Annotated in this window: 22 protein-coding genes and 4 tRNA genes; 20 read left to right on the plus strand and 6 right to left on the minus strand. The window is 57.3% G+C overall.

Annotated elements, in window-relative coordinates; genetic code table 11:
- Nucleotides 1-23 precede the first annotated feature (23 nt).
- Complete coding sequence (locus AVI_RS07020; RefSeq protein ID WP_015915711.1) at nucleotides 24-596, plus strand: GNAT family N-acetyltransferase; 573 nt, start codon at nucleotides 24-26, stop codon at nucleotides 594-596.
- Nucleotides 597-700: 104 nt separating this feature from the next.
- On the opposite strand, the gene AVI_RS07025 is transcribed toward AVI_RS07020, so the two are convergent.
- Nucleotides 701-3,808, minus strand: coding sequence for an Rne/Rng family ribonuclease (locus AVI_RS07025; RefSeq protein WP_015915712.1), 3,108 nt, complete (start codon nucleotides 3,806-3,808; stop codon nucleotides 701-703).
- Nucleotides 3,809-4,548: 740 nt separating this feature from the next.
- Between AVI_RS07025 and AVI_RS07030 the strand changes: the two genes are divergently transcribed.
- The 4 genes from AVI_RS07030 to pyrF all read left to right on the plus strand — a co-directional run bounded on the left by AVI_RS07030 (nucleotide 4,549) and on the right by pyrF (nucleotide 10,814).
- On the plus strand, nucleotides 4,549-5,769 hold the full coding sequence (locus tag AVI_RS07030) for an N-acetylmuramoyl-L-alanine amidase (RefSeq protein ID WP_234895286.1): 1,221 nt from the start codon (nucleotides 4,549-4,551) through the stop codon (nucleotides 5,767-5,769).
- A 325-nt stretch (nucleotides 5,770-6,094) separates the two neighbouring features.
- Nucleotides 6,095-8,551 (plus strand): penicillin-binding protein 1A, encoded by a 2,457-nt coding sequence (locus AVI_RS07035; RefSeq protein WP_015915714.1) that lies wholly within the window; start codon nucleotides 6,095-6,097, stop codon nucleotides 8,549-8,551.
- Between the two features lie 104 nt (nucleotides 8,552-8,655).
- Nucleotides 8,656-9,784 (plus strand): peptide chain release factor 2 gene (prfB, locus tag AVI_RS07040; RefSeq protein WP_139192372.1). Its coding sequence is split into 2 segments (ribosomal slippage): nucleotides 8,656-8,724 and nucleotides 8,726-9,784, totalling 1,128 coding nucleotides; the frame shifts between segments, so codons are not numbered across the junction.
- Between the two features lie 130 nt (nucleotides 9,785-9,914).
- Nucleotides 9,915-10,814 (plus strand): orotidine-5'-phosphate decarboxylase, encoded by a 900-nt coding sequence (gene pyrF / locus AVI_RS07045; RefSeq protein ID WP_015915716.1) that lies wholly within the window; start codon nucleotides 9,915-9,917, stop codon nucleotides 10,812-10,814.
- A gap of 6 nt (nucleotides 10,815-10,820) precedes the next feature.
- On the opposite strand, the gene AVI_RS07050 is transcribed toward pyrF, so the two are convergent.
- Both AVI_RS07050 and AVI_RS07055 read right to left on the minus strand, forming a co-directional pair.
- Nucleotides 10,821-11,366 carry a hypothetical protein gene (locus tag AVI_RS07050; RefSeq protein WP_015915717.1) on the minus strand — a complete coding sequence of 182 codons (546 nt, stop codon included), beginning with the start codon at nucleotides 11,364-11,366 and terminating at the stop codon, nucleotides 10,821-10,823.
- Nucleotides 11,367-11,408: 42 nt separating this feature from the next.
- On the minus strand, nucleotides 11,409-12,182 hold the full coding sequence (locus AVI_RS07055; RefSeq protein ID WP_041696464.1) for an NAD kinase: 774 nt from the start codon (nucleotides 12,180-12,182) through the stop codon (nucleotides 11,409-11,411).
- 241 nt (nucleotides 12,183-12,423) lie between these two features.
- Between AVI_RS07055 and AVI_RS07060 the strand changes: the two genes are divergently transcribed.
- Nucleotides 12,424-12,499, plus strand: a tRNA-Thr gene (locus AVI_RS07060).
- 64 nt (nucleotides 12,500-12,563) lie between these two features.
- On the opposite strand, the gene AVI_RS31040 is transcribed toward AVI_RS07060, so the two are convergent.
- From AVI_RS31040 to rlmB, 3 genes are all read right to left on the minus strand, one after another.
- Entirely contained in the window at nucleotides 12,564-12,713 is a 150-nt protein-coding gene (locus AVI_RS31040) for a hypothetical protein (RefSeq protein ID WP_015915719.1), read from the minus strand.
- Nucleotides 12,714-12,935: 222 nt separating this feature from the next.
- Entirely contained in the window at nucleotides 12,936-13,127 is a 192-nt protein-coding gene (locus tag AVI_RS07065) for a hypothetical protein (RefSeq protein WP_041696466.1), read from the minus strand.
- Between the two features lie 240 nt (nucleotides 13,128-13,367).
- Nucleotides 13,368-14,249, minus strand: a complete 882-nt coding sequence (gene rlmB, locus AVI_RS07070) for a 23S rRNA (guanosine(2251)-2'-O)-methyltransferase RlmB (protein WP_015915720.1) — start codon at nucleotides 14,247-14,249, stop codon at nucleotides 13,368-13,370.
- Nucleotides 14,250-14,467: 218 nt separating this feature from the next.
- On the opposite strand from rlmB, the gene AVI_RS07075 reads away from it, so the two are divergent.
- From AVI_RS07075 to rpoB, 14 genes are all read left to right on the plus strand, one after another.
- Nucleotides 14,468-14,552 (plus strand) — tRNA-Tyr (locus tag AVI_RS07075).
- A gap of 26 nt (nucleotides 14,553-14,578) precedes the next feature.
- Nucleotides 14,579-14,652: transfer RNA gene (locus AVI_RS07080), tRNA-Gly, on the plus strand.
- Between the two features lie 210 nt (nucleotides 14,653-14,862).
- Nucleotides 14,863-16,038 carry an elongation factor Tu gene (gene tuf / locus AVI_RS07085; RefSeq protein ID WP_015915721.1) on the plus strand — a complete coding sequence of 392 codons (1,176 nt, stop codon included), beginning with the start codon at nucleotides 14,863-14,865 and terminating at the stop codon, nucleotides 16,036-16,038.
- 267 nt (nucleotides 16,039-16,305) lie between these two features.
- The gene (locus tag AVI_RS07090) at nucleotides 16,306-16,995 is read left to right on the plus strand and encodes a glycosyltransferase family protein (protein WP_015915722.1); all 690 of its coding nucleotides are present in this window, start codon (nucleotides 16,306-16,308) and stop codon (nucleotides 16,993-16,995) included.
- Between the two features lie 2 nt (nucleotides 16,996-16,997).
- Nucleotides 16,998-17,855, plus strand: coding sequence for a 3-deoxy-manno-octulosonate cytidylyltransferase (locus AVI_RS07095; protein WP_139192371.1), 858 nt, complete (start codon nucleotides 16,998-17,000; stop codon nucleotides 17,853-17,855).
- A gap of 137 nt (nucleotides 17,856-17,992) precedes the next feature.
- A complete protein-coding gene (locus AVI_RS07100; protein ID WP_015915724.1) occupies nucleotides 17,993-18,646 on the plus strand; it encodes a hypothetical protein in 654 nt (217 codons plus the stop codon).
- A 121-nt stretch (nucleotides 18,647-18,767) separates the two neighbouring features.
- Nucleotides 18,768-18,843, plus strand: a tRNA-Trp gene (locus AVI_RS07105).
- Between the two features lie 182 nt (nucleotides 18,844-19,025).
- Nucleotides 19,026-19,226, plus strand: coding sequence for a preprotein translocase subunit SecE (gene secE, locus AVI_RS07110; protein WP_015915725.1), 201 nt, complete (start codon nucleotides 19,026-19,028; stop codon nucleotides 19,224-19,226).
- Between the two features lie 16 nt (nucleotides 19,227-19,242).
- Nucleotides 19,243-19,773 (plus strand): transcription termination/antitermination protein NusG, encoded by a 531-nt coding sequence (gene nusG / locus AVI_RS07115; protein WP_015915726.1) that lies wholly within the window; start codon nucleotides 19,243-19,245, stop codon nucleotides 19,771-19,773.
- A gap of 146 nt (nucleotides 19,774-19,919) precedes the next feature.
- Nucleotides 19,920-20,351: a 50S ribosomal protein L11 gene (gene rplK, locus AVI_RS07120; RefSeq protein WP_015915727.1), complete on the plus strand. Its 432-nt coding sequence runs from the start codon at nucleotides 19,920-19,922 to the stop codon at nucleotides 20,349-20,351.
- A 2-nt stretch (nucleotides 20,352-20,353) separates the two neighbouring features.
- A complete protein-coding gene (gene rplA / locus AVI_RS07125) occupies nucleotides 20,354-21,049 on the plus strand; it encodes a 50S ribosomal protein L1 (protein ID WP_015915728.1) in 696 nt (231 codons plus the stop codon).
- Between the two features lie 343 nt (nucleotides 21,050-21,392).
- A complete protein-coding gene (rplJ, locus tag AVI_RS07130; RefSeq protein ID WP_015915729.1) occupies nucleotides 21,393-21,911 on the plus strand; it encodes a 50S ribosomal protein L10 in 519 nt (172 codons plus the stop codon).
- 68 nt (nucleotides 21,912-21,979) lie between these two features.
- On the plus strand, nucleotides 21,980-22,354 hold the full coding sequence (gene rplL, locus AVI_RS07135) for a 50S ribosomal protein L7/L12 (protein WP_015915730.1): 375 nt from the start codon (nucleotides 21,980-21,982) through the stop codon (nucleotides 22,352-22,354).
- A gap of 253 nt (nucleotides 22,355-22,607) precedes the next feature.
- Complete coding sequence (gene rpoB, locus AVI_RS07140; RefSeq protein WP_015915731.1) at nucleotides 22,608-26,747, plus strand: DNA-directed RNA polymerase subunit beta; 4,140 nt, start codon at nucleotides 22,608-22,610, stop codon at nucleotides 26,745-26,747.
- Nucleotides 26,748-26,868 lie beyond the last annotated feature (121 nt).

The raw sequence follows: 26,868 nt of genomic DNA on the forward strand, positions 1-26,868 counted from the left end.
CAAGACGCAGCAGGGGATGCCAAATGCAGGATGAGCCAATGGTGTCGCGCGTGCCTGTTCTTGAAACCGAAAGGCTGCGGTTACGCGGTCATCACCTCGAGGATTTCGAGGCATCTGCCCGGATGTGGGCGGATGAGAGAGTGGTGCGCTATATCAGCGGGAAGCCATCGAACCGATCCGACAGCTGGTCGCGGCTGCTGCGCTATATCGGCCATTGGCAGGCGCTATCCTTCGGCTATTGGGTTGTCGAAGACCGGATCAGCGGCGCCTTTCTCGGCGAAGTCGGCTTTGCCAATTACAAGCGCGATATCACCCCACCCTTGGACGAGGTGCCGGAAATTGGCTGGGTGCTGATTGCCGATGCCCATGGCCGGGGCATTGCCACCGAAGCCGTCACCGCCGCGCTTGGCTGGGGCGACCGGCATTTTGCCCAAGGAGAAACAGTCTGCCTTTTCGACCCACAGCACCAGGCGTCGATCCGGGTTGCGGAGAAAAGCGGTTATATTCGTAAGGGTGAGGTGACCTATATGGGCAGACCGACGCTGGTCATGAACCGCATGAGGCCATCATCGGTGGCGGCGACAGATTTCGGTTGATCACGCCGTTTCACAGAGCGTACGACTCATGAACGCTTACCATTAAACGAAAACGGCCACGCTGGAGCGTGGCCGTTTTTGAATGTTTAAGACGCAAGTCCCTCCTAGAGGAAACCGCGCTTCTGCCACCATCCGCCCTTCTTGGGCTTCGGAGCTTCCTCGCCGTTGGTCACCGAGGTAACGACCGGTTCGGATGTGCTGACATTGGACGACCGATTGGCGCGCACCGGCTTTTCGGCACTGGCATCACTTACGGCCTCTGGCTCGCTCGCAACTTCAGGAGCAGGCGCTTCGACCGCAGGCTCTGGTGCAGAGACGTCCTGAGCAGGTGCCGGTACTGACGTCTCTTCCGAGACGGGGGAGGCGGCGACAGGCTCGGCAGCAGCCGGTGCTTCGACAACCACAGCCTCAGGCACAGCAGCAGGTTCCGTTACCGTTTCGACGCTGTCGGCGGCTTCGGTTTTGGCTGACGCTTTCGGCTTGCGAGCCCGGCGTGGCTTGGCAGCCACTGGCTCATCGGCTTTCACGGCCTCTGTTGCTGGGACACTGACCTCGGCAGCCACCACAACACTGTCGGCGACGGCATCGGACGGAACCTCAGCGACGGCGACAGCCTGATCGGCATCGGCTTGCACTGACTCTTCAGCAGAATCGTCATCTTCAGCAGTGTCATTACCTTCGGCATCGGCGCTCACACCATTTTCATCGCGACCGCGACGCCCACCACGCTTGCCACGACGGCGGCGCTTGTTGCGGCGCTGGCTTTCGCTGTTGCCGTCTTCAGACGCGTCAGAGGCCTCGACGCTATCATCGCGATCTTCTGCCGTATCTTCGGCGTCGTCTTCGCCTTCGCTGTCATCGTCGCCTTCGTCACCGCCGGCAGCGTTCTGCTGTCCATCGGCATGGCCATTGCCATTCTTGCCACGGCGGCGGCGGCGGCGCTTGCGCTTGCGGTTGCCGTCTTCGGCGGCGTTTGCTGCAGCATTGCCACTTGATGCGGGCTGTGCCTGAACAGGAGCCTCAACGACGTCCTCGTCATCCTCTTCCTCGATCTCAATGATCGGGTCGTCCTCTTCCGGCTCACTGATCAGCGGCAGCAAGGTTTCGATGCGGACCGGATTGGCAACCGGCTCGCCCTTGTCGATGGCGAAATGCTGGTGACCGACGCTGGCATCCGAGTCGATGATGATCGACACGCCGAAGCGGTTTTCATAATCGACAATCGAGCCGCGCTTGTGGTTGAGCAGGTAAAGCGCCGTTTCCGGCAGGGTACGCACGGTAATATCGTGCGTGGTGCTTTTCAGCAGATATTCTTCGACGCCGCGCAGTACATGCAGGGCAACGGAGGACTGCGAACGGATCAGGCCTGTGCCGGAGCAATGCTGGCAGACCTGGGTGGTCGATTCCAACACGCTGGCGCGAATGCGCTGACGCGACATTTCCAGCAGACCGAAATGCGAAATACGTCCGACCTGAATACGGGCGCGATCGTTTTTCAGGCAATCCTTCAGCTTCTTCTCGACGGAGCGGTTGTTGCGCTTCTCTTCCATGTCGATGAAGTCGATGACGATCAGACCTGCAAGGTCGCGCAGGCGCAACTGGCGGGCCACTTCTTCCGCGGCTTCCAGATTGGTTTGCAGGGCGGTGTCTTCGATGGAATATTCGCGGGTCGAACGACCCGAGTTCACGTCGATGGACACCAGCGCTTCGGTCTGGTTGATGATGATATAACCACCAGACTTCAGCGTCACCTGCGGCTGCAACATCCGGTCCAGCTGGGCCTCAATGCCGGAGCGCGAGAAGATCGGGTGAATGTCGCGGTAGGGCTGAACCACCTTGGCGTGGCTCGGCATCAGCATTTTCATGAAGTCTTTCGCTTCACGATAGCCTTCTTCGCCTGACACCACGATCTCGCTGATATCCTTGTTATACAGGTCGCGGATCGAGCGCTTGATCAGTGAGCCTTCCTCGTAGACGAGGCAAGGTGCGGTGGAATTCAGCGTCAGGGTGCGAACGTTTTCCCAGAGACGCATCAGATATTCGAAATCGCGCTTGACCTCGACCTTGGTGCGATTGGCACCTGCGGTGCGCAAGATAACGCCCATGCCCAGCGGCACTTCCAGATCGCGGGCCACTTCCTTCAACCGCTTGCGGTCGGCGGGGTTGGTGATTTTGCGCGAAATGCCGCCGCCGCGTGCCGTATTCGGCATCAGAACAGAATAGCGGCCTGCCAGAGACAGGTAGGTGGTCAGCGCAGCACCCTTGTTGCCACGTTCTTCCTTGGCGACCTGCACCAGAAGAATCTGGCGGCGCTTGATAACTTCCTGGATGCGATATTGCTTGCGCGGCGTGCGGCGCACCCGGTCGGGAACCTCTTCCATGGCGTCTTCGGCGCCAACAGATTCGATTTCTTCCTTCTCGCCGTCATCATCATCGTCGTCGTCATCATCGTCATGACGATGGCGGCTATCGGTTTCTTCGGAGATCGAGTCCGTGTCGACCATGGCGGCCATGCTGCCATTGCTCGATCCGTCATCTGGTGTCTCGTCACTTTCGACGGCCACAGGTTCTGCGACGGCTTCATCGGCGCTGGCTTCAACCTCGCCTGCCTTCTTGCGGGGCTTGCGCGGACGGCGTGCCTTGGGCTTTGCTGCAGCCTCGGGGGCTGCCTCGTCTGCTTGCGGCTCAGCCGGTACTGCGTCGGCCTGCACTGCGTCAGTCTGTGACGCCTCGGCTTGCGGCGCATCTGCGGGCTGCTCGGCTGTGGTTTGCGCGTGATCGTCATCCGCCTGATTGACGGCGAGACCAGCGACTTCTTCGGCTTCATTGGCGAATTCGGCCGGATCGGCAATCACCGGCTGGTCGCGTTCGCCGGGATCTCTGCTGCGCACCGGCTCGAAATCGCCGTCGTCGTGACGGCCATGCTCTTCGGCTTCAGCCTTCAGCAAGGCCTGACGGTCGGCAAGCGGGATCTGATAATAATCGGGATGGATTTCTGCAAAAGCCAGGAAGCCGTGACGATTGCCGCCGTAATCGACGAAGGCGGCCTGCAAGGAAGGCTCGACCCGTGTGACTTTGGCCAGATAGATGTTGCCGCGGATCTGTTTCTTATGCTGGGATTCAAAATCGAATTCTTCGATCCTGTTACCGCGAACGACAACGACGCGCGTCTCTTCTTCGTGAGACGCATCGATTAGCATTTTGTCTGCCATGTAAGCTCTGCTCCTCGGCGCGACCGGTGGCGAGCAATGCCGCAGGCCTGGTGCCAAGCGGGGCTGATCTCGTGAGCGATGCGCCGGATATCGGTGCTCTCGTCTGCGGTATCTTTCCTGGCAGCAGTCCGTCAGCGTTCAGGGCATCAAAGGCCCCAAGGCGGACAACATCGGACAAAGGCTGCTGCAACGACATCAAATACCAAAACAAAAGCGACAATGACAAAGGCCTCTTAATAAGGCCCAATGAATGCTCAAAAGAGCGTTTGGCGGTCTCCCGCCCTGTTATTTTGCCGGAGATTCCAGCTGGACGATTCAGTTTCGGGACAAAAATGCCTTGGCGGCGGATGAAAAATCAGACAAATGGCGCCAGGTCCGTTTTGGTTGGCAGCCGTCGGATGACTCTATCCCGTCGACAATTTTAACCCTTATTTCTGTTGTATGTCGTCTGTGTCACATTGGCAAGCGGCAAAGCCTGCCCTGCCATAATATTGATAAGACCAATAGATTAGAATTATTGCACTTGCGCGCTGCGATGAGGAATGATGGATAGCCGGTATGCGCGCTCCGGTTTATGGTTAGGATCGCATCCTGTGCCGCCGGTGGTTGTAATTTCCAGTTGCCAATCGGTTCGGTCGTTTGGGCAGGTTTGAAGGATGGGTGTGAATGATCGGGACTTTCAAAGCGTGAGCGATATGGTATCGCGGCATGGACGGATGGTGCGTTCAACGATGGTAAGCATGAGGCAAGGCAAGCGGCCTGGCGTGGCGATCCTGTGGCTATTGGCCTGTATTATCGCGGGCTTGGCGCCTGCAAAAGCCTTTTCGGCGGAACGTCTCGCCGTGTTTGCAGCCCGTATCGCCGGTGACGATGCCCGCACCCGTATCGTCATGGATTTCGACCAGAAGCCGGAAACGACCGTGCGCTATATCGGCAATCCGGATCGCATCGTCGTCGATCTGCCAGCCACCGTCTTTGCCTTTCCAGCCGAGGCACTTGTCGCCCGCGGCCTGTTTCGGGAGATCCGTTTCGGCTCCATCGACGCTACCCATTCGCGTATCGTGCTGACCACGGCGCGGCCTGCCAAACTCGTCCTCACCGACATTCGTAAAAATGACGAGGGGCAGGGATTTCGACTGATTCTCGATGCGGAGATGACCGATAATGACACATTTTCCAAGCTGGTCGCCTCCCAGGCCTGGGAGGCCGATGCCTACAGCAATGGCAAGAGCCCGCGCATAGAACAGGCGGCGCCCGCGACGGATGGCGAGTTTCTGATTGCCGTCGATGCCGGCCATGGCGGTATCGATACCGGGGCCACAGGCAAGGCCACCAATACGCCGGAAAAAACCGTGACGCTGGGCTTTGCCAGGGCGCTGGCTGTCGAGCTTAACAGGCAAAAGGGCGTCAAGGCCTTCCTGACCCGCGATGGCGATACGTTCCTGTCCCTGTCGCAGCGCGTGACGCTGGCCCGGCAGAAAGGCGCAAACCTGTTTATTTCGCTGCATGCCGATATGCTGGGCCAGGCCAATATTCGCGGCGCGACCGTTTATACCATTTCCGACAAGGCATCCGACCATCTTGCCGAGGCCGCAGCGGCGCGTGAAAACCAATCGGACGAGGTTGGTGGTGTCGATGCGAGCGCCGAACCGCAGGAAGTCTCCGATATCCTGGCGGACCTTACCCGGCGGGAGACTCAGGCCTTTTCCATCGCCATGGCCAAATCGGTGGTGACGTCGTTCGACGGGCAGATCAACCTGATCAACAATCCGCATCGCTTTGCCGGATTCCGAGTGTTGCAGGCCCAGGATGTGCCGTCGGTGCTGCTCGAACTTGGGTTTCTGTCCAACAAGGAGGACGAGAAGCTCTTGCTCGATCCGGCCTGGCGCGGCAAAGTGGTGAAACTGATCGCCGAGGCGGTGAAGAAATATCGTCAGCCGCTTGTTGCCAAAGGTGGTTGACGCTCGGGATGCCAAACCGCGATACATTTTGGCTGGAAATGCTCTAAAGGCAAAGCCTCGGTGTTTACTGTGAATGCCTCTGCGTGTGCCGATCTATCGAAGAATAATGCGGAAACATGAAAGTTGATCGCGATGGCTGTGTGTAACAGGGGCGAGGCCCTATTTTACGCACATTGTCACAACAACACCAGGAAACACCCGGGCGGTGGTGTTCAATACGCCTCCCGACTTGTAATTGGTGGCGTCGTATGCAAAACGCCACGATATAAGCGATGCTTGACATACAGGCGTATGCGAACCGAAAGCGATTGCCGGTAGCTTCACGATGATAAGACTGATTGGATATCTCTTCGGATTGGCTTCCGTTGCCGCGCTTGCCGCGGCAGCCGCTGCTGCCATCTATCTGACGACCATTACCAAGGATCTACCTGATTACGAGGTATTGAGCCGGTATGCGCCGCCGGTGATGACCCGCGTCCATGCCGGTAACGGCGCGCTGATTGCCGAATATGCCCATGAACGGCGGCTGTTCATGCCGATCCAGGCCATTCCAGATCGTGTGAAGGCGGCTTTCTTGTCGGCGGAAGACAAGAATTTCTACACCCATCCCGGTGTTGATATCTGGGGCCTTGGCCGCGCCATCCTGGTGAACTTGCAGAATTTCGGCTCCGGTCGCCGTCCCGTCGGCGCTTCGACCATCACCCAGCAGGTCGCCAAGAACTTTCTTCTGTCGTCCGACCAGACCATGGACCGCAAGATCAAGGAAGCCATTCTCTCCTTCCGCATCGAGCAGGCCTATTCCAAGGACAAGATCCTTGAGCTTTATCTGAACGAGATTTTCTTTGGCCTGAATTCCTATGGTATCGCTGCGGCGGCACTCACCTATTTCGACAAGCCGGTCACCGAACTGACCATTGCCGAAACCGCTTATCTTGCTTCTCTGCCTAAAGGCCCGGCCAACTACCATCCCTACCGTCATACCCAGGCTGCTATCGAGCGCCGCAATTGGGTTATCGACCGGCTGGTGGAGAACGGCTTCGTCAGCCAGGCCGATGGCGACACTGCTAAAAAGGAAGACCTGGGCGTCAACCTGCGGCGCGGTGGTGGCAATGTCTTTGCCTCGGATTATTTCTCCGAAGAAGTGCGCCGTCAGATTATCGATAAATACGGCACCAAGTCCCTTTATGAAGGCGGGCTTTCTGTGCGCACCTCGCTCGATCCAGAGCTACAAGTCGCCGCCCGCAAGGCGCTTCAGGATGGTTTGCTGAGCTATGACGAACGGCGTGGCTATCGCGGTCCGATCACCCATATAGACATGGGGTCCGACTGGGGCGTGCCGCTGGCCGATGTGGCTAGCCTTGCCGACGTGCCGGAATGGGAAGTCGCGGTCGTGCTCTCTACTTCCAAGACCGAGGTGCAGATCGGTCTGAAACCGGATCGTGACGGCGCGGGCAAAGTCGTGCCGGAGCGTCTGACAGGCACCATCAAGGCCGATGCCATGGACTGGGCCTATCGGTCGGGACGTGGCGACCGCAAAACCGCCAAATCGCCTGACGGTGTCTTGCAGCCCGGTGACGTGGTCTATGCTGAAAAGATCGGCGCCGATACCTCCACCAATTATCGCCTTCGGCAGCCGCCGAAAGTCCAGGGCGGTTTCGTTGCCATGGACCCGCATACAGGTCGCGTTTTGGCGCTGGTTGGCGGCTTCTCCTACGCCCAATCGGAATTCAACCGTGCGACACAGGCCATGCGTCAGCCGGGTTCGTCCTTCAAACCCTTCGTCTATGCGGCGGCGCTGGATAGCGGCTATACGCCTGCTTCCGTGGTGCTGGATGCGCCGGTGGAATTTGTCTCCGGCGGCGAGGTCTGGCGGCCACAGAACGATGGCGGCGGCTCCATCGGCCCGGCAACGCTGCGGTTTGCCATCGAGCATTCACGCAACCTGATGACGGTGCGTCTGGCCAATGACATGGGCATGAATCTCGTGGCCGAATATGCCGAGCGCTTCGGCATTTACGACCATATGCAGCCCGTGTTGTCGATGTCGCTCGGGGCAGGGGAAACCACCGTCATGCGCATGGTCTCGGCCTATGCGGTGATCGCCAATGGCGGCAAGCAGATCAAGCCGACGCTGATCGACCGGATCCAGGATCGCTACGGCAAGACGATCTTCAAGCATGAAGAGCGGATTTGCGAAGGCTGCAATGCCGACGAATGGCATAATCAGGATGAGCCTGTTCTGGCCGATAACCGGTTGCAGGTGCTTGATCCGATGACCTCCTATCAGATCACCTCAATGATGCAGGGTGTTATTCAGCGCGGCACGGCCTATGGCAAGATCAAGCTGGACCGCGACGTGGCGGGCAAGACCGGCACCACCAACGACGCGAAGGATACCTGGTTCGTCGGCTTCACCCCGAATATCGTCGCCGGTGTTTATATCGGTTACGACAATCCGACCCCGATGGGCCGGGGCGCGACGGGGGGCTCGATGTCAGCACCTGTATTTAATGAATTCATGCAGACCGCAGTGAAGGGCACACCGCCCAGCAAGTTCAAGGTGCCTGACGGTATGCAGATGATTGCCGTCAACCGCAAGACCGGCATGGCGGCGGTCGTGGGCGATCCAGATACGATTGTCGAGGCTTTCAAGCCCGGAACCGGCCCGGCCGACAGCCTCTCGGTGATCGGCATGGACAGCAATATGCAGCCGGATGAGATCATGAAAAGCTCGCCGCAGGTCAACCAGGCCGTTCAGTCCGGGACGCCCGGCCTGTTTTAACAGAACGATCAAGCTTGTCGCCATGCCCCGGACTTTACTTCCGGGGCATCGGCAATTATGGACCGGGCACGATATCGAAAAACAAGATTCCGAGAAAAGGACCCATGCGTAACGAAATCGAAAATGTCGTCGACGAAATCAAGCAGGCCATAAGCCTGCTGAGGAGGCATCTTTGACTGGGATCAGGCGGTAAGACGACTGGACTGGTTGAACAACAAGGCAGAGGACCCCAACCTCTGGAACGACGCGGCCGAGGCCCAAAAGCTGATGCGCGAGCGCCAGCAGTTGGAAGACAGCATTGCCGGCGTGCGCCGTCTTGAACAGCAGATGAAGGATAATATCGAGCTGATCGAGATGGGTGAGGAAGAGGGCGACGAGAGCATCGTCAAGGAGGCCGAGGACGGCCTGAAAGCCCTCAAGGCCGAATCCGGTAAATTGCAGGTCGAAGCCATGCTGTCGGGTGAAGCTGATGGCAATGACACCTATGTCGAAGTGCATTCGGGGGCTGGCGGCACGGAAAGCCAGGACTGGGCCAACATGCTGTTGCGCATGTATACCCGCTGGGCCGAGCGCAGTGGCTTCAAGGTGGAATTGCTGGAAGTGCATGACGGCGAAGAAGCTGGCATCAAGTCGGCCACCATCCTGGTCAAGGGCCATAATGCCTATGGCTGGATGAAGACTGAATCGGGCGTGCATCGCCTGGTGCGCATTTCGCCTTACGACAGCAATGCGCGGCGTCATACCTCGTTCTCCTCCATCTGGGTCTATCCGGTGGTGGATGATTCGATCCAGATCGACATCAACGAAAGCGACTGCCGTATCGATACCTACCGCTCCTCCGGTGCGGGCGGCCAGCACGTCAACACCACCGACTCGGCAGTGCGCATCACCCATATCCCAAGCGGGATCGCGGTCTCGTGCCAACAGGAACGGTCGCAGCATAAGAACAAGGCCAAGGCCTGGGACATGTTGCGCGCCCGTCTCTACGAAGTCGAGCTGAAGAAGCGCGAGGAAGCGGCCAATGCCGAGGCTGCCTCCAAGACTGATATCGGTTGGGGCCACCAGATTCGCTCCTACGTGTTGCAGCCCTATCAGTTGGTCAAGGATCTGCGCACTGGTGTCGAAAGCACGGCGCCCGACGACGTCCTGAACGGCGACATCAGCCCCTTCATGGAGGCCGCTCTCGCCCATCGCATCAGCGGTAGCGCGGATGCTGTTTCCGATATCGACTGATGTCGGGCCATGTTCGGCGATTCTTATGCCGGGCCTCTTGTACGCAGTGAAATGCAAACCGTCTGAGCTTCTGTTCAGGCGGTTTTTTTGTATAATGATTGTCGGATCGTGAGCAAAAGGAAAGCACCTCATGCCGACATGGACTGAAATCGTCAAAGCCAATGTCGAGCGCTATGGTGATCTGGTCGCTGGAATTGATCCAGCGCCGGGCGATGTTCCCGCCGTCTTCGAGAATGGCGATGGATGCTGGATCGAAGACTATGTGGACTTTCTTCTCGACACGATCGAGGGGCATGTTGGCTTCGTCAAGTTCCAGTCGGCTTATTTCGAGGCTTGCGGCATCAAAGGCTTGAAGGCTCTGTCGATGGGCATGGCACGAGCGCGGGCGTCGGGCATTGGCGTTATCCTCGATGCAAAGCGTGGCGATATCGGTGCAACGGCGTCAGCCTATGCGAGGGCTTATCTGGTTCCCGGCGCTGAAGGGGGAAGCGGTGACTTCGAGGCGGATTGCCTGACCGTCAATCCGCTGATGGGACCCGACACGCTTGCCCCCTTTGTCGAGGCCGCGCAGGCGTATGGCAAAGGCCTGTTTGTCCTCTGCCGCACGTCCAATCCGGGCGCAGGCTGGCTACAGGACAAGATGACGGGCAACCAGCTTATTTCGGACCGGCTGGCTGGGCTGATCGGTGGTTTTATACCTGACACGATTGAGGACGGTGATCTCAGTGCCATTGGGGCGGTTATCGGTGCGACGGTTCCTGCGGAAGGACGTCGCCTTAGACAATTTATGCCCCGTTCGATCATTCTTGCACCGGGATTGGGTGCGCAAGGCGCCGATCCGCTGGCCATCCACTCCTTGCGTGGAACCGTACCCGGTGACTTGCTGATACCCGTGTCTCGTGGCCTGACGAGGGTTGAAGACAGAAGCCTTTCCCTGGGCGCGTATGCCGAGTTGATCCTCGGCAGGCTGGACAGTTTCAAGCAGTCCATTGCCTATGATTACAGCCGGCCAAGGAGCAGAGCGGTCTGATTGCGCTCAGTGGCTTTCACGCTCGACCTGGATTTCGCCGAATTCATCGACAACAACTGTCCAGCTCTCCGGATCGTTCGAGCGGGCGTCTTGCTTCAGATAGACCATTGCCGAAAGGCCGAAGCCACGATTGACCCCGGAGGGGTCTTCGCTGCGAATATCGGTGACATAGGGATGCAGATCGGTGATTTCCTGCAATTCAACGGTGTCGATAATCTGTGGCCCTTGATCGGTAACGGAAATCTGGCTGAGGAAAACCTTGGCGGTGCGATCTGGCTGGCGCAGGGCGTAGAGCCGGTAATAGCCGCGCCGTGTCCCATCCTTACTTGCGTCGATGACGCCAGGGCTTTTGACGATGCCGGTGCTGTTTGCCGTGCCGGGATCCTCCCAATAGCCACCGCTGATCAGGAATGTCACGGCTGGCGGCACCGTTTCGGCTTCCTGTGCCAAGGCGGCGGTGTTCGTGAACGAAAAGGGGACGGTGCAGACCATCAGTGCCACGGCAAAAGCGGTGGCGGATGCTGAAAAATTCAGGCGTCCCTTCATCTGCATTGGTTCACTCCGGCTTACGCCCTTTGTGCTGCACACTATGTTTTAATTGGCAAATTGCTCGGCGAGGATTCGCTCCGACCAGGAATGATCGGGATCTGACAATATCCGCGCGGTAATATCCTTGGCCTGTTCGATCTGCACGGTGAGCACCGACTTGACCTCGATATTGTCGGCGACAGCATTCACCGGTCGCTTTCGCTCCTCCAAAACCTCGATCATCACCGTGACCCGGTCGGGAAGCAAGGCGCCACGCCAGCGCCGGGGCCGAAACGGGCAGACTGGGGTAAGTGCCAGGAGAGGCGCATCGAGCGGCAGAATCGGGCCATGGGCGGAAAGATTATAGGCGGTGGAGCCGACCGGCGTCGCCACCATCAACCCATCGCAGATCAGCTCATCAAGGCGCTCCTGGCCGTCGATCAGTACCCTCAGTTTCGCCGCCTGATAGGACTGCCGCAGCAACGACACCTCGTTGATGGCAAGCGCGACGGTTTGCGTGCCGTCTTCGCTGAGTGCGGTCATTTTCAGGGGATGAAAATCATTCTCGGTAGCGATGGCGATTCGCTCCGGCAGGTCTTCCACCCGGTAATCATTCATCAGGAAGCCGACGCTGCCCCTGTTCATGCCATAGATCAGCCGCCCAGAATTCATCGTGTCATGCAGGTTTTGCAGCATGAAGCCATCGCCGCCCAGCACGACCAGCACATCAGCCTCTTCGGGTGGCGTGTATCCGTAGGTGCGAATCAGCTCTTCGCGGGATGCAAGCGCCTCCGGGGTGTTCGTTGCGACGAAAGAAAGCGACCGGAAGGAACGCGCCATGCGAAAAAACCTGTTGGAAAGGGCCTTCTTCGTACATGATAAACTCACCCTGCGCCAAGTTTTTTCGCGTTGTTAAAACCCTGGAAATCCGGGTTGCGGACGGGGAACGCGATGGATGGCCTTGAGGAGACGCGGCAGTTCAAAACCAGACCCAGCCAGATCTGGCTTGAGCCATCCTGCATCACGCTTTTTCATCGTAGCCTCTTTACAGCGCGGAAAAATCTGGTAGTCAGACGCCACTGCCCTTGTAGCTCAGTTGGTAGAGCACCTGATTTGTAATCAGGGGGTCGCGGGTTCGAATCCTGCCGGGGGCACCATTCTTTCACATCAATTCCATCGTTTGAGCTGCCGATCCTAGGATCGGCGCGGCTGCGGCTTTCTTCAAAGCCCGCCGGGTGCGATAAACGCGAAATAAGCCCAGGCGAGCGCAAAAGCTGCGACAACACAGAGAGCGACAACCAGTTTGCGCAGTCCCGGGCGCGGTTGCTTCGGCGGTACGGGTTTTCTGAATTTTATGACATTGTCGCTCATGGGTGCCTCCTCTCATGGGCTATGATTCAGCCATGCATGATCGGCGGCATTTATTTCACGCAAAGCTTGCGGCATGGTTACGATGGACCAGAAAATCAGCGGACCGGGAATCGGTGGATGTGACAGTCGGTGACGTCCATGAACGGGATGGCATCGCCTGGCCACGGATACAAAGAATTCCCGCCGCTTCACAATGCGCCGGGGATTATTCAAAGATATTTGTCAGGCCATTCCGGCAGGATCACCAATTGGCAGCAAAGGCGGGCTCGGCACCGGATCATTCGGATTTTTGGTGTCGCCCTGATCCTGGATTGGCGGTTTTACCGCACCATCCTGCTTACGGTCTGGAATACCGGGCGTGCCCTGCGGGCCGCGTGGTGCGCCATCTGGTCTTTCGGGAATTGTGGTTGGCATGGTTATCCTCCTTCTTATGTTCATAAGGACAACCGTAGGGCTGGGCATTGGTTCCCAAGATTTTGATGACTCGCCAAATGTCGAACCTACCGGGCTGTGATCAGCAAGCAGTATTGGCAAACGACCGGGCGGGAATGATAGGCGATGCCTCGGAGGCACTATTCTCTGGGATGCATTCCTGAAAAGACTTGGGATATCGTCGGTTCCGAGGTCGAGGACAGGGGAACCGACGCTCTGATGTTAGCTTTGGCGCAGCAGGAATTGGCGCGAGGCATAGAGGGCGATAGCCGCCGCATTTGACACGTTCAGCGATTTGATTTCACCGGGCATGTCGAGCCGCGCCAGTGCGTTGACCGTGTCACGGGTCTTTTGGCGCAGGCCCTTGCCTTCGGAACCAAGCACCAACGCCAGCTTGTCACCACTGAATGTCTCTTCCAGCGGGCGTGGCCCTTCCGAATCGAGCCCGATGGACACGAAACCGAGCTTGTGCAATTCGCCCAGCGCCTCGGCGAGATTGGTGATCTGGATATAAGGGATCAATTCCAGCGCACCGGAGGCTGATTTTGCGAGTACACCCGATTCGGTTGGGCTGTGGCGCATGGTGGTGATCACCGCGCCAGCACCGAAGGCGACGGCGGTGCGCATGATTGCCCCGACATTATGCGGATCGGTCACCTGGTCGAGCACCAGCAACAGCGGGCTTTCCTTCAGCGCTTCAAGACGGCGAGGCGGCAGTGGCCGGGTCTCCAGCATGACGCCCTGATGAATGGCTTCCGGCCCCAGATGCTTGTCGAGATCCTGCGGCGTGACGATTTCCACAGGAAAGGGCAGGGCATCGACCGGGCCTATCTCCAGCCGTACCAGCGCATTCTGGGTCAGTGACAGCTTGATCGGCTTGCGTTCGGGATTGTTGAGGGCGGCGCGCACCGTGTGCAGGCCATATAAAAATACCTGGTCGGGGGCGATCGGTGGCGGTGTCCAATCGGCGTTGGACTTGCGCCGTTTTTGCGGTTGCGGGGTGGGAATCTCGCCGCGCTCACGCTTTGCATCCCGCACCTGACGGCGCAAAGTTGCATAGTGGCTGTCGCGGTCGGACGTGTCGTTTGGGTTATCTTTGCTCATGGCGCCTTATAGCGGGCTTGCGTGCCAGGGGATAGAGACCCCGGGTTTGCCGGGATGCCTGAACGAGGAAAAAACATGAAAATTTTCCGTCTAAGGCGTGTTGACATCTCCGTTTCGGGCCGTCATATAGCCGCCACGGAACGCGGTGAGCCAAGCTTGAAAGCGAAGTTCGACGCTCCGGGATAGTAAGCTTGGTTGCTTGATCCGGTCGAAATACTGGAGGGATGCCCGAGTGGTTAAAGGGGACGGACTGTAAATCCGTTGGCTCAGCCTACGTTGGTTCAAATCCAACTCCCTCCACCATTTCGACACCTGGATCTAAAACCGCCGCGGGTATAGCTCAATGGTAGAGCAGCAGCCTTCCAAGCTGAATACGCGGGTTCGATTCCCGCTACCCGCTCCAGCTTTCAATAGTCTCTCTCAGCTGTTTCGCCATATGCGATCTGTGCCTTTATCACGCGCATTTGCAGGAATTGCGCTGCTGGACACTCTCGCAAAGCACCCGCTTTGGGCCATGCGCATTTATGGCTTGCGCAATCGGACCGAAAGCCTTAAACGGCGGCACTAAACCGGTTCGCCGCGTCAACCTTTTACGTTCACAGGAAGCATTCAAATGGCAAAGAGTAAGTTTGAGCGCAACAAGCCGCACGTTAACATCGGCACGATCGGCCACGTTGACCACGGCAAGACGTCGCTGACGGCAGCAATTACGAAGTATTTCGGTGAATACAAGGCGTATGACCAGATCGACGCCGCTCCGGAAGAAAAGGCCCGCGGCATCACCATTTCGACGGCGCACGTCGAATATGAAACGCCTGCCCGTCACTACGCTCACGTTGACTGCCCCGGCCACGCCGACTACGTCAAGAACATGATCACCGGTGCAGCGCAGATGGACGGCGCGATCCTGGTTTGCTCGGCAGCTGACGGCCCGATGCCGCAGACCCGCGAGCACATTCTTCTGGCGCGCCAGGTTGGCGTTCCCGCGATCGTCGTGTTCCTGAACAAGGTTGACCAGGTTGACGACGAAGAGCTTCTGGAGCTGGTCGAACTGGAAGTGCGCGAACTTCTGTCGTCCTACGACTTCCCGGGCGACGATATTCCGATTGTCAAGGGTTCGGCTCTTGCTGCTCTGGAAGACAGCAACAAGAAGATCGGCGAAGACGCGATCCGCGAACTGATGGCGGCAGTTGACTCCTACATTCCGACGCCTGAGCGCCCGATTGACCAGCCGTTCCTGATGCCAATCGAAGACGTGTTCTCGATCTCTGGCCGTGGTACGGTTGTGACGGGTCGCGTTGAGCGTGGTATCGTCAAGGTTGGCGAAGAAGTCGAAATCGTCGGCATCCGCGCCACCTCGAAGACGACCGTTACCGGCGTTGAAATGTTCCGCAAGCTGCTCGATCAGGGCCAGGCTGGCGACAACATTGGTGCCCTGGTTCGCGGCGTACAGCGCGATGGCGTTGAGCGTGGCCAGATCCTGTGCAAGCCCGGTTCGGTTAAGCCGCACAAGAAGTTCATGGCAGAAGCCTACATCCTGACGAAGGAAGAAGGCGGCCGTCATACACCGTTCTTCACCAACTACCGTCCGCAGTTCTACTTCCGCACGACGGACGTTACCGGTATTGTTTCCCTGCCGGAAGGCACGGAAATGGTTATGCCTGGTGACAACGTCACGGTTCAGGTTGAACTGATCGTTCCGATCGCCATGGAAGAAAAGCTGCGCTTCGCGATCCGCGAAGGTGGCCGTACCGTCGGCGCCGGCATCGTCGCTTCGATCATCGAATAATGATTTCTTCCCTTAGGGGATGAAATGGAACCCCGCTGGCAACAGCGGGGTTTTTGCGTTTAGGACGTTACGGTTGAACTGATTACGTTTCTAAGGAGCCGCGTTCCTCAAATTGGACGCTATTGCGATGGAGACCATGAGAAAATCTGCAAAACGGCAAGCCGTACTGCAAATTCTTGGTGGCTAATGCAGTTAAGCGCTTGGTTCTCTTGTCCGCAGCGGTCCCTATCCTTTAAAAGAAACAGACGTACAATTTCAGGAGTTGCGGTGTTGGACAACAAGCTTCAGATTTTCATTGGCTTCGATACAAAGGAAGTCGTGGCCTATCATGTGCTCGCGCAGAGCATTCTTGAACATTCGTCCATTCCCGTCGCCTTCACACCCATCGTTCTCGACAATCTGGCCGGTATCTTCACGCGCGAACGCAATCCACTGCAATCGACGGAGTTTTCCTTCTCCCGGTTTCTCGTGCCTTATCTCAGCGATTACCAGGGCTGGAGCATGTTCATGGATTGCGACATGCTGGCGCGCGCCGATCTGGCCGAACTCTGGGCGCTGCGCGACGACCGCTACGCCGTGATGTGCGTCAAGCATGACTACCAGCCAAAGGTGGAAACCAAGTTTCTCGGTCAGACTCAGACCAAATACGAAAAGAAGAACTGGTCGAGCGTCATGCTGTTCAACAACGCCAAATGCACGGCGTTGACCAAGGATTACGTCAATACCGCCACCGGTCTGCAACTTCACCAGTTCAAATGGCTTGAAAATGATGACCTGATCGGTGGGCTGCCGCTGCATTGGAATTATCTGGTCAACGAATATGACCATGACCCGGCGGCCAAGATCGTCCATTTCACCGATGGCGGCCCTTATTTCGAACAATACAAGAATGACGATTACGCAGAAGAGTGGTTTGCTGCCCGCGAACGCATGCTGCACGTCACACAGAGCCTGTGACCATGATAGTCCAGAACGGCAGCGCGCGCCCCACGACCGCCAGCATCCAGGCCTTTACGGACTGGCAGGCGTTGCTCGGCCGTTTCACTCACATTGTCCTCGTCGCCAACAGCGAGGAGGCCAATGTGGACAGGCTGCGGCGCGAACTGCCGCAAACCGCCTTGTTCGTTTTTTTCAATAAGGTCTACAAGATTCTCGACAAGCCGTTCGATCGCCCGTCTCTGCTGGTGGCGCGCAGTGGTTCCGTCGGCGCCAACATCGTTTACCGCAAGGAAGTCAAGAATGTGCTTGGCTATTTTCCGGGCGATGAATTTCTGGGCGTGATGAATGTCAGGGCCCATCCTGGCGAATTGTTCAGTGATGCGACAAAATTCGAGGGGGCTGCGGTCGGCCATCTGGATCTCTCCAGCCATTTTTCCAGTTTTTACCCTGAAGATCATATTCCGACCAGCGGTTTTGCCTTGGCCTTGTGGCTGAGCGAGCACCTGCCCGAAAAGACCATTCTGTTGGATGGATTTTCAGCGCGGCGCAGTGAGAAGTGGAAAGTCTTTCATCTGCATGACTGGACATTCGAACAGGTCGTGCTGCGATTGTTCATCCATTCCGGCAAACTGGTCGCGCCAGGGGCAGCCGAGAAAAATGCTTATGCTGCGCTGCTGCAACGATTTCCGGACTTGAGCGAGGGGGCGGTTGCGCTGTCTGCTGCCGACGTGCTGGCCAGCCGCCTTGAAGGGTCAAACAAGGAAATCGATAAGCTGATTTCCGTCACCAAGATCCTGCGATGGTTTTATCAGCTCTCCAAAAAGCTGAAGCCGAAAACCAGAAAACAGCGATTGAACGCCAAAAAGGCGAAGAGCTGATCAAAGCCTTGTCATGCTGCAACGCAAAAACGTGATTTGCGGCTGCGACAGCTGCCCTGTAACATAGTGATATAACTATCTACACCGTCCCGCTTTGCTTGGGGCCGAGCCCACCCTGAACACATAAAGATGCGTCTATGATTCGTCTGATGTGCGCGGTTGCGATTGCGCCTTTTTTGATTCTACCATTTGCCTGGGTTGGCCAGGCTGCCGACTTTGGCCGACCGCTGATCTGGAACGTCTCACGCAACGGCACGAGCGGCGTTGCCATTCAAACCGGCGTTCAGTTGCGTAATGCCTTTGAACCGAAAATAGGTGTCGATACCTCTGTTATCGCCACCAAGAGCGGGCAGGTGGATCAATCCACACTGCCGTTACGGCTTTGGGGGCGGGTGCGGCTGGAAGGGAACGACAAAACGAATGGGCCTGCGACCTACCTCAATACCAGTTTCACGCCCGCAACGGGTGCTTCCAGCCTGTCGATGGAACGCGCCTGGAACTGGACACTGACGCCTGATTTCACGCTTGGCTCGACGCGCATTATCGAGGTGCGCCGGGTCAGTGGTGATGGGGCGGGGCTGTCGGCAAGCCAGCGGCTGGATTTGTCCATGCCGGATTGGTCGGCGTCGCTTTATAGCGAAGCGGGTATCGATCAACTGGATGCGACGACGACGGGGTCTGTCGGTATTGAGAAAAAGGTTTTCGGCGATGTTGGTCTTTCCGCCGCGATGACCAATCTGCTCGATGCACCTTCGACGACCTTCCGGGCGAGCTATAGTCGTCACTGGTAGGAAAATGGTATTTTGTCCTGAATGTGCAAAAAACCCTCTTGCCAATCGTCACCGACCGTCTTAAACGGAGCGCCAAGCAACGGACGGGATCGCCATCGGCGCATCACTCGGACGTGCAGATAGGGGTATAGCTCAGTTGGTAGAGCGGCGGTCTCCAAAACCGCAGGTCGTAAGTTCGAGCCTTACTGCCCCTGCCATTTTTCACACAGTGTTGGAATTGATTTTTTCGGCTGGTGGGTTTTGGCGTTGTAGAATTTGTTTAAATGTCGGTTTTGCCCTTGTTAAAGTGAGAATCGGCGTTTATGTAACACTCAAACAGACACGCGGTGCGTGGGGCTGATCTTTTCAGCTTTACGTGCCGTAAATGCGTGGGCATTAGATGGCATCGAAGACTAATCCATTTGCGTTTTTGCAGCAGGTTCGCTCCGAAACGTCCAAAGTCACTTGGCCGTCGCGCCGCGAGACTGTGATCTCGACGCTGATGGTGTTGGCCATGGTGATTTTTGCCTCGCTGTTTTTCTTTGCGGCGGATCAGGTTATCGGCTGGGTTTTGAGCCTTGTCCTGAATCTCGGCAATTAACAGGACGGGAACGAACATGGCTGCACGTTGGTATATCGTCCACGCATATTCGAATTTTGAAAAGAAGGTTGCGGAATCGATCGAAGAGAAGGCTCGTCAGAAGGGTCTTGGACATCTCTTTGAAAAGATTCTCGTTCCGACCGAAAAGGTGGTCGAGGTTCGTCGGGGCCGCAAGGTGGACAGTGAGCGCAAATTCTTCCCCGGCTATGTGCTGGTGCGGGCGAATTTGACCGATGAGGTCTACCACCTGATCAAGAATACCCCGAAGGTCACGGGCTTCCTGGGTTCCGACAATAAGCCGGTTCCGATTCCTGACTATGAGGCTGATCGGATTCTCGGTCAGGTTCAGGAGGGTGTCGAGCGTCCCAAGTCCTCGCTTTCCTTCGAGATCGGCGAGCAGGTTCGCGTTTCCGACGGTCCTTTTGCATCCTTCAACGGTGTTGTTCAGGATGTCGATGAAGAGCGGTCGCGCCTTAAGGTCGAAGTGTCGATCTTCGGCCGCGCTACACCGGTCGAGCTTGAATACAGTCAGGTCGAAAAGGTCTGATTGCTGCGGGAGGGTAACCTCCCGTTTCGCGTGGGAGTGCGGCGGTCTCTTAAGCCGGACCGTTCATACGCACCACGCAACCGCAGCCGCCGGCATGTCCGGCATGAGTGGGCCGGGCAACCGGTCTGATAGAAAGGCAGAGAGAAATGGCTAAGAAAGTTGCAGGCCAGCTCAAGCTTCAGGTCAAGGCAGGATCGGCTAACCCGTCCCCGCCAATCGGTCCTGCGCTTGGTCAGCGTGGCGTAAATATCATGGAATTCTGCAAGGCGTTCAATGCCGCTACGCAGGAAATGGAAAAGGGCATGCCGATCCCGGTCGTCATTACCTATTACCAGGACAAGTCCTTCACCTTCATCATGAAGCAGCCGCCAGTGACTTACTGGTTGAAGAAGGAAGCTAAGATCCAGTCCGGTTCTAAGACTCCGGGTAAGGGTGGAAAAGCTGGTACTATCACTAAGGCTCAGGTTCGCACGATCGCTGAAGCCAAGATGAAGGACCTGAATGCTGCCGACGTTGACGGCGCTATGGCAATGGTTGAGGGTTCTGCCCGCTCCATGGGCCTGGAAGTGGTAGGTTGATCATGGCAAAGCTTGCAAAGCGTATTCAGAAGATCCGCGAAGGCGTTGATCCCACCAAGCTGGTTGCTCTGTCCGACGCCATTTCGATGGTCAAGGAACGTGCCGTTGCTAAGTTCGATGAAACCATCGAAATCGCCATGAACCTGGGCGTTGACCCACGTCACGCCGACCAGATGGTCCGTGGCGTTGTCAACCTGCCGAACGGCACTGGTCGCGACGTTCGCGTTGCCGTCTTCGCGCGTGGCGCCAAGGCTGATGAAGCCCGTGCAGCTGGCGCTGAAGTTGTTGGCGCCGAAGACCTGGTCGAAATCGTCCAGGGTGGCAAGATCGACTTCGACCGTTGCATCGCAACGCCTGACATGATGCCGCTGGTCGGCCGTCTCGGCAAGGTTCTCGGCCCGCGTGGCATGATGCCGAACCCGAAGGTTGGTACGGTGACCATGGACGTTGCTGGCGCTGTTAAGGCATCCAAGGGCGGCGCTGTCGAGTTCCGCGTTGAAAAGGCTGGTATCATCCATGCCGGTATCGGCAAGGCCTCGTTCGAAGCCAAGGCTCTTGAAGAAAACATCAAGGCTTTCGCTGACGCCGTCATCAAGGCAAAGCCTGCTGGCGCCAAGGGTAACTACGTCAAGCGCGTAGCGATCTCCTCGACCATGGGTCCTGGCGTCAAGATCGACCCTTCGTCGGTCACAGCTTAATTTTTCGGGGTGTTCCACCCCGTATTCAAGAATTCCCGGTCCTTCGGGGCCGGGAATGTCCGGTTTTATAACCGGATTTCCTGTCCGAGATTGTGGGCGGCCTTGCGGCCTTAATATCTGCCTGCATGAGACGGGTAAGACCCGAAATTCTTCACGGACGCCAAGGCGTTACGGAAGTGTCGGTTCGAGCCTTGTGTGCCTTGTGCCTGACGCCTTCGGGTGACAGTGCGGGGGGACAGGATCCTCAAGCGTCGCTTGGGATCTGACGAGTTTAGATCCCTTGAGGCAAAGGCAAACCCGATGGGGCCTGCAGGATTGCGGTCCCGTCTACTGGAGACAGACAGTGGAAAGAGCGGAAAAACGCGAATTCGTCACAGAACTGAACGAAGTCTTCAAGGCTTCTGGTTCGGTTGTTGTGGCCCACTATGCTGGTGTCACGGTTGCGCAGATGAACGACTTCCGTTCAAAAATGCGCGCTGCTGGCGGCACCGTCAAAGTCGCGAAGAACCGTCTGGCCAAGATCGCTCTTCAGGGCACGGAGTCGGAAGGGATGACAGATCTCTTCAAGGGCCAGACGCTGATTGCTTACAGCGTCGACCCGATCACGGCTCCGAAAGTCGTCATGGATTTTGCCAAGACCAACGACAAGCTCGTTGTTCTCGGTGGTTCCATGGGAACAACCACGCTCTCCGTGGATGCAGTCAAGTCGCTTGCGACCCTGCCTTCGCTGGACGAGCTGCGTGCAAAGCTGGTCGGCATGATTCAGACCCCGGCTACTCGCATCGCAGGCGTTGTTCAAGCACCGGCAGCTCAGCTTGCTCGCGTGTTTGCGGCTTATGCCAAGAAGGACGAAGCCGCGTAAGGCGGTTTTTCGCTGTTCATACCCAAACCAGTTCGTTTCGAACCGAACACTGATAAAGGACTAGTAAAATGGCTGATCTCGCTAAGATCGTAGAAGACCTCTCCTCTTTGACCGTTCTGGAAGCTGCTGAGCTTTCCAAGCTGCTCGAAGAAAAGTGGGGCGTATCTGCAGCTGCTCCTGTGGCTGTTGCTGCTGCCGGCGGTGGTGCTGCCGCCGTTGTTGAAGAAGAAAAGACTGAATTCGACGTTATCCTGACGGATGCCGGCGCAAACAAGATCAACGTCATCAAGGAAGTTCGCGCGATCACAGGCCTCGGCCTGAAGGAAGCCAAGGACCTCGTTGAAGGCGCTCCGAAGGCTGTCAAGGAAGCCGTTTCCAAGGCTGAAGCTGCAGACCTGAAGAAGAAGCTTGAAGACGCTGGCGCCAAGGTTGACGTCAAGTAATTCATACTTTCGGCTCCGGCGAGGGTGCAAACTCTCTCCGGAGCCGTTCTCCTGACGGAAATTATTACCCAAAAGCCGGTAAAACGGCTTTTGGGTAATGGGTTCTCAAGAGGATGGTTCCGATCAGGCGCTCAAGGCAAACCGGCCTTTCCGCCTGAACTGGAACGAGATTGATGATCCATGATTGACGGAGCCGCCTGGCCAGCGGTGTTCGTCTGTTGCAGGCCCGGGTGCAAACTGACAAGGAGCGACGATGGCTCAGACCCTTTCCTTTAACGGTCGCAGGCGCGTACGCAAGTTTTTCGGAAAAATTCCAGAAGTCGCAGAAATGCCGAACCTCATCGAGGTTCAGAAGGCATCCTACGATCAGTTCCTCATGGTTGACGAGCCCGAAGGTGGTCGTCCCGACGAGGGACTTCAAACCGTTTTCAAGTCCGTCTTCCCGATCACCGATTTTTCCGGTGCCTCGATGTTGGAATTCGTGTCCTACGAATTCGAGCCGCCGAAGTTCGACGTCGATGAATGCCGCCAGCGCGACCTGACCTATGCGGCACCGCTCAAGGTGACGCTGCGCCTGATCGTGTTCGATATTGATGAAGATACGGGCGCCCGCTCGATCAAGGACATCAAGGAACAGTCGGTCTACATGGGCGACATGCCTTTGATGACCAATAACGGCACGTTTATCGTCAACGGCACCGAGCGCGTTATCGTGTCGCAGATGCACCGTTCGCCGGGCGTGTTCTTCGACCACGACAAGGGTAAGAGCCATTCCTCCGGCAAGCTGCTGTTTGCCGCTCGCGTCATTCCTTACCGCGGTTCCTGGCTCGATATTGAATTCGACGCCAAGGACATTGTCCACGCTCGTATCGACCGCCGCCGCAAGATCCCCGTGACCTCGCTGCTGATGGCGCTGGGTATGGACGGCGAAGAGATCCTTTCGACCTTCTACTCCAAGTCCGACTACAAGCGGGATGGCAAGGGCTGGCGCGTGCCGTTCCAGGCGGAAACGCTGAAGGGCTCCAAGACGCTCGTCGATATGGTCGATGCCGATAGCGGCGAAGTCGTTGTCGAAGCCGGCAAGAAGCTCACCCCGCGTCTTCTGCGCCAGTTGCAGGACAAGGGTCTGAAAGCGCTGAAGGCGACTGACGAGGACCTCTACGGAAATTATCTGGCAGAAGATATCGTCAATTTCGCAACCGGGGAGATCTATCTCGAAGCCGGTGACGAAATTGACGAAAAGACCCTGCCAATCATTCTTGATGCGGGCTTTGAAGAGATCCCGGTTCTGGGCATCGATCATATCAATGTCGGCGCCTATATCCGCAACACGCTGGCTGCCGATAAGAATGAAAACCGCCAGGATGCGCTGTTCGACATCTACCGCGTCATGCGTCCGGGTGAGCCGCCAACCATGGATTCGGCAGAAGCCATGTTCAACTCGCTGTTCTTCGATAGCGAGCGCTATGACCTTTCGGCTGTTGGCCGCGTCAAGATGAACATGCGTCTCGATCTCGAAGTGGCCGACACCGTGCGCGTTCTGCGCAAGGAAGACATCCTGGCTGTGGTCAAGATGCTTGTCGAGTTGCGCGACGGCAAGGGCGAAATCGACGATATCGACAACCTTGGCAACCGCCGTGTTCGTTCCGTTGGTGAATTGATGGAGAACCAGTATCGCCTGGGTCTTCTGCGCATGGAGCGCGCCATCAAGGAACGCATGTCGTCGATCGAAATCGATACTGTCATGCCGCAGGATCTGATCAACGCCAAGCCTGCCGCTGCTGCTGTGCGCGAGTTTTTCGGCTCGTCCCAGCTCAGCCAGTTCATGGACCAGGTCAACCCGCTGTCGGAAATCACCCACAAGCGCCGTCTTTCGGCTCTTGGACCGGGTGGTCTGACCCGCGAGCGCGCCGGCTTTGAAGTGCGCGACGTGCATCCGACCCATTACGGCCGTATCTGCCCGATTGAGACGCCTGAAGGCCCGAATATTGGTCTGATCAACTCGCTTGCCACGTTCGCCCGTGTCAACAAATACGGCTTCATCGAAAGCCCGTATCGTAAGATCATCGACGGCGTGGTGACCAAGGACGTGATCTACCTCTCCGCCATGGAAGAGGCCAAGTATTACGTTGCCCAGGCCAATGCCGAGCTGAACGCTGAAGGCAAATTCGTCGAGGAATTCGTCGTTTGCCGTCATGCTGGGGAAGTGATGCTGTCGCCGCGCGACACCATCAACCTGATGGACGTTTCGCCGAAGCAGCTCGTGTCTGTTGCCGCCGCTCTTATTCCGTTCCTGGAAAACGACGACGCCAACCGCGCGCTGATGGGCTCAAACATGCAGCGTCAGGCTGTGCCTCTGCTGCGCGCGGAAGCCCCGTTTGTCGGCACTGGCATGGAGCCGATCGTGGCGCGTGACTCCGGTGCGGCTATCGGCGCCCGTCGTGGCGGCGTGGTCGACCAGGTGGATGCGACGCGTATCGTTATCCGCGCAACGGAAGATCTCGATGCCGGCAAGTCCGGTGTTGATATCTACCGCCTGCAGAAGTTCCAGCGTTCCAACCAGAATACCTGCGTCAACCAGCGTCCACTGGTCGCCGTCGGCGATATTCTGAACAAGGGCGATATCATCGCGGACGGTCCGTCGACCGACCTCGGCGACCTCGCGCTTGGCCGTAACGCGCTTGTCGCGTTCATGCCTTGGAACGGCTACAACTATGAGGACTCGATCCTCATGTCGGAGCGTATCGTTTCGGAAGATGTCTTCACCTCGATCCATATCGAGGAATTTGAAGTCATGGCCCGCGATACCAAGCTTGGGCCGGAAGAAATCACCCGCGATATTCCGAACGTCTCGGAAGAAGCGCTTCGCAACCTCGATGAAGCCGGTATCGTCTACATCGGTGCGGAAGTGCAGCCGGGCGATATCCTGGTCGGCAAGATCACTCCGAAGGGCGAGAGCCCGATGACGCCGGAAGAAAAGCTTCTGCGCGCCATCTTCGGTGAAAAGGCCTCTGACGTTCGCGATACCTCGATGCGTATGCCTCCGGGCACGTTCGGGACCATTGTCGAAGTTCGTGTTTTCAACCGCCACGGCGTTGAAAAGGACGAACGCGCCATGGCCATCGAGCGCGAAGAAATCGAACGTCTCGCCAAGGACCGTGATGACGAACAGGCAATCCTGGACCGCAACGTCTATGGTCGTTTGCTCGACACGCTGCGCGGTCAGGTTTCGATTGCCGGTCCGAAGGGTTTCAAGAAGGGCGTCGAACTCAACAACGCCGTCATTTCTGAATATCCCCGTTCGCAATGGTGGATGTTTGCCGTTGAAGACGAGAAGGTTCAAAGCGAGCTGGAAGCGCTTCGTGGTCAGTACGACGAATCCAAGTCGCGCCTTGAGCAGCGCTTCATGGACAAGGTCGAAAAGGTCCAGCGCGGCGATGAAATGCCTCCGGGCGTCATGAAGATGGTCAAGGTCTTTGTTGCTGTGAAGCGCAAGATCCAGCCAGGCGACAAGATGGCCGGCCGTCACGGCAACAAGGGCGTCGTGTCGCGCATCGTTCCGGTCGAGGACATGCCGTTCCTCGAAGACGGTACGCATGTTGATATCGTTCTGAACCCGCTGGGCGTGCCGTCGCGTATGAATGTCGGCCAGATTCTTGAAACCCACCTTGCCTGGGCTTGCGCCGGCATGGGTCGCAAGATTGGACAGATGCTTGAGGATTACCAGAAGCATCTCGACATCACCGAGCTCAGGACCGAACTGGTCGATCTCTACGCCAGTGAGTCGCATGACGAAGTCGCCAGATTCGACGACGAATCGCTCCTGCGATTGGCTGATCAGGCCAAGAGTGGACTTTCCATCGCCACGCCGGTTTTCGACGGTGCGCATGAAAGCGACGTTTCGGAAATGTTGACCCGCGCCGGTTTGCACACGTCGGGCCAGTCGGTTCTCTATGATGGACGGACGGGTGAAACCTTCGACCGTAAGGTCACCGTTGGTTACATGTACATGATCAAGCTCAATCACTTGGTTGACGACAAGATCCATGCACGCTCCATCGGCCCTTACTCGCTCGTCACCCAGCAGCCTTTGGGCGGCAAGGCACAGTTCGGCGGTCAGCGTTTCGGGGAAATGGAAGTATGGGCTCTGGAAGCTTACGGCGCTGCCTACACCCTACAGGAAATGCTGACGGTGAAGTCGGACGACGTGGCCGGACGTACTAAAGTCTACGAAGCCATCGTGCGGGGCGACGACACGTTCGAAGCCGGTATTCCAGAGAGCTTCAACGTTCTCGTCAAGGAAATGCGGTCGCTTGGTCTGTCGGTCGAGTTGGAGAATTCTAAACTCGAGACGGCCGATACCGTCAACCCGTTGCCGGACGCTGCGGAATAACAGTGACAGTGGGGCGCGCGCGTTTCGATGCGCGCGCCGTCCTCCGCCAGTTGTAAACATCAACCGGCGTGGGGACTTTTGCCGCATTCAGCGGTTATTGTCGTTTTAAGGCGCGGTGTGG

This window comes from Allorhizobium ampelinum S4, from assembly GCF_000016285.1.
GTDB classification, from domain to species: Bacteria; Pseudomonadota; Alphaproteobacteria; order Rhizobiales; family Rhizobiaceae; genus Allorhizobium; species Allorhizobium ampelinum.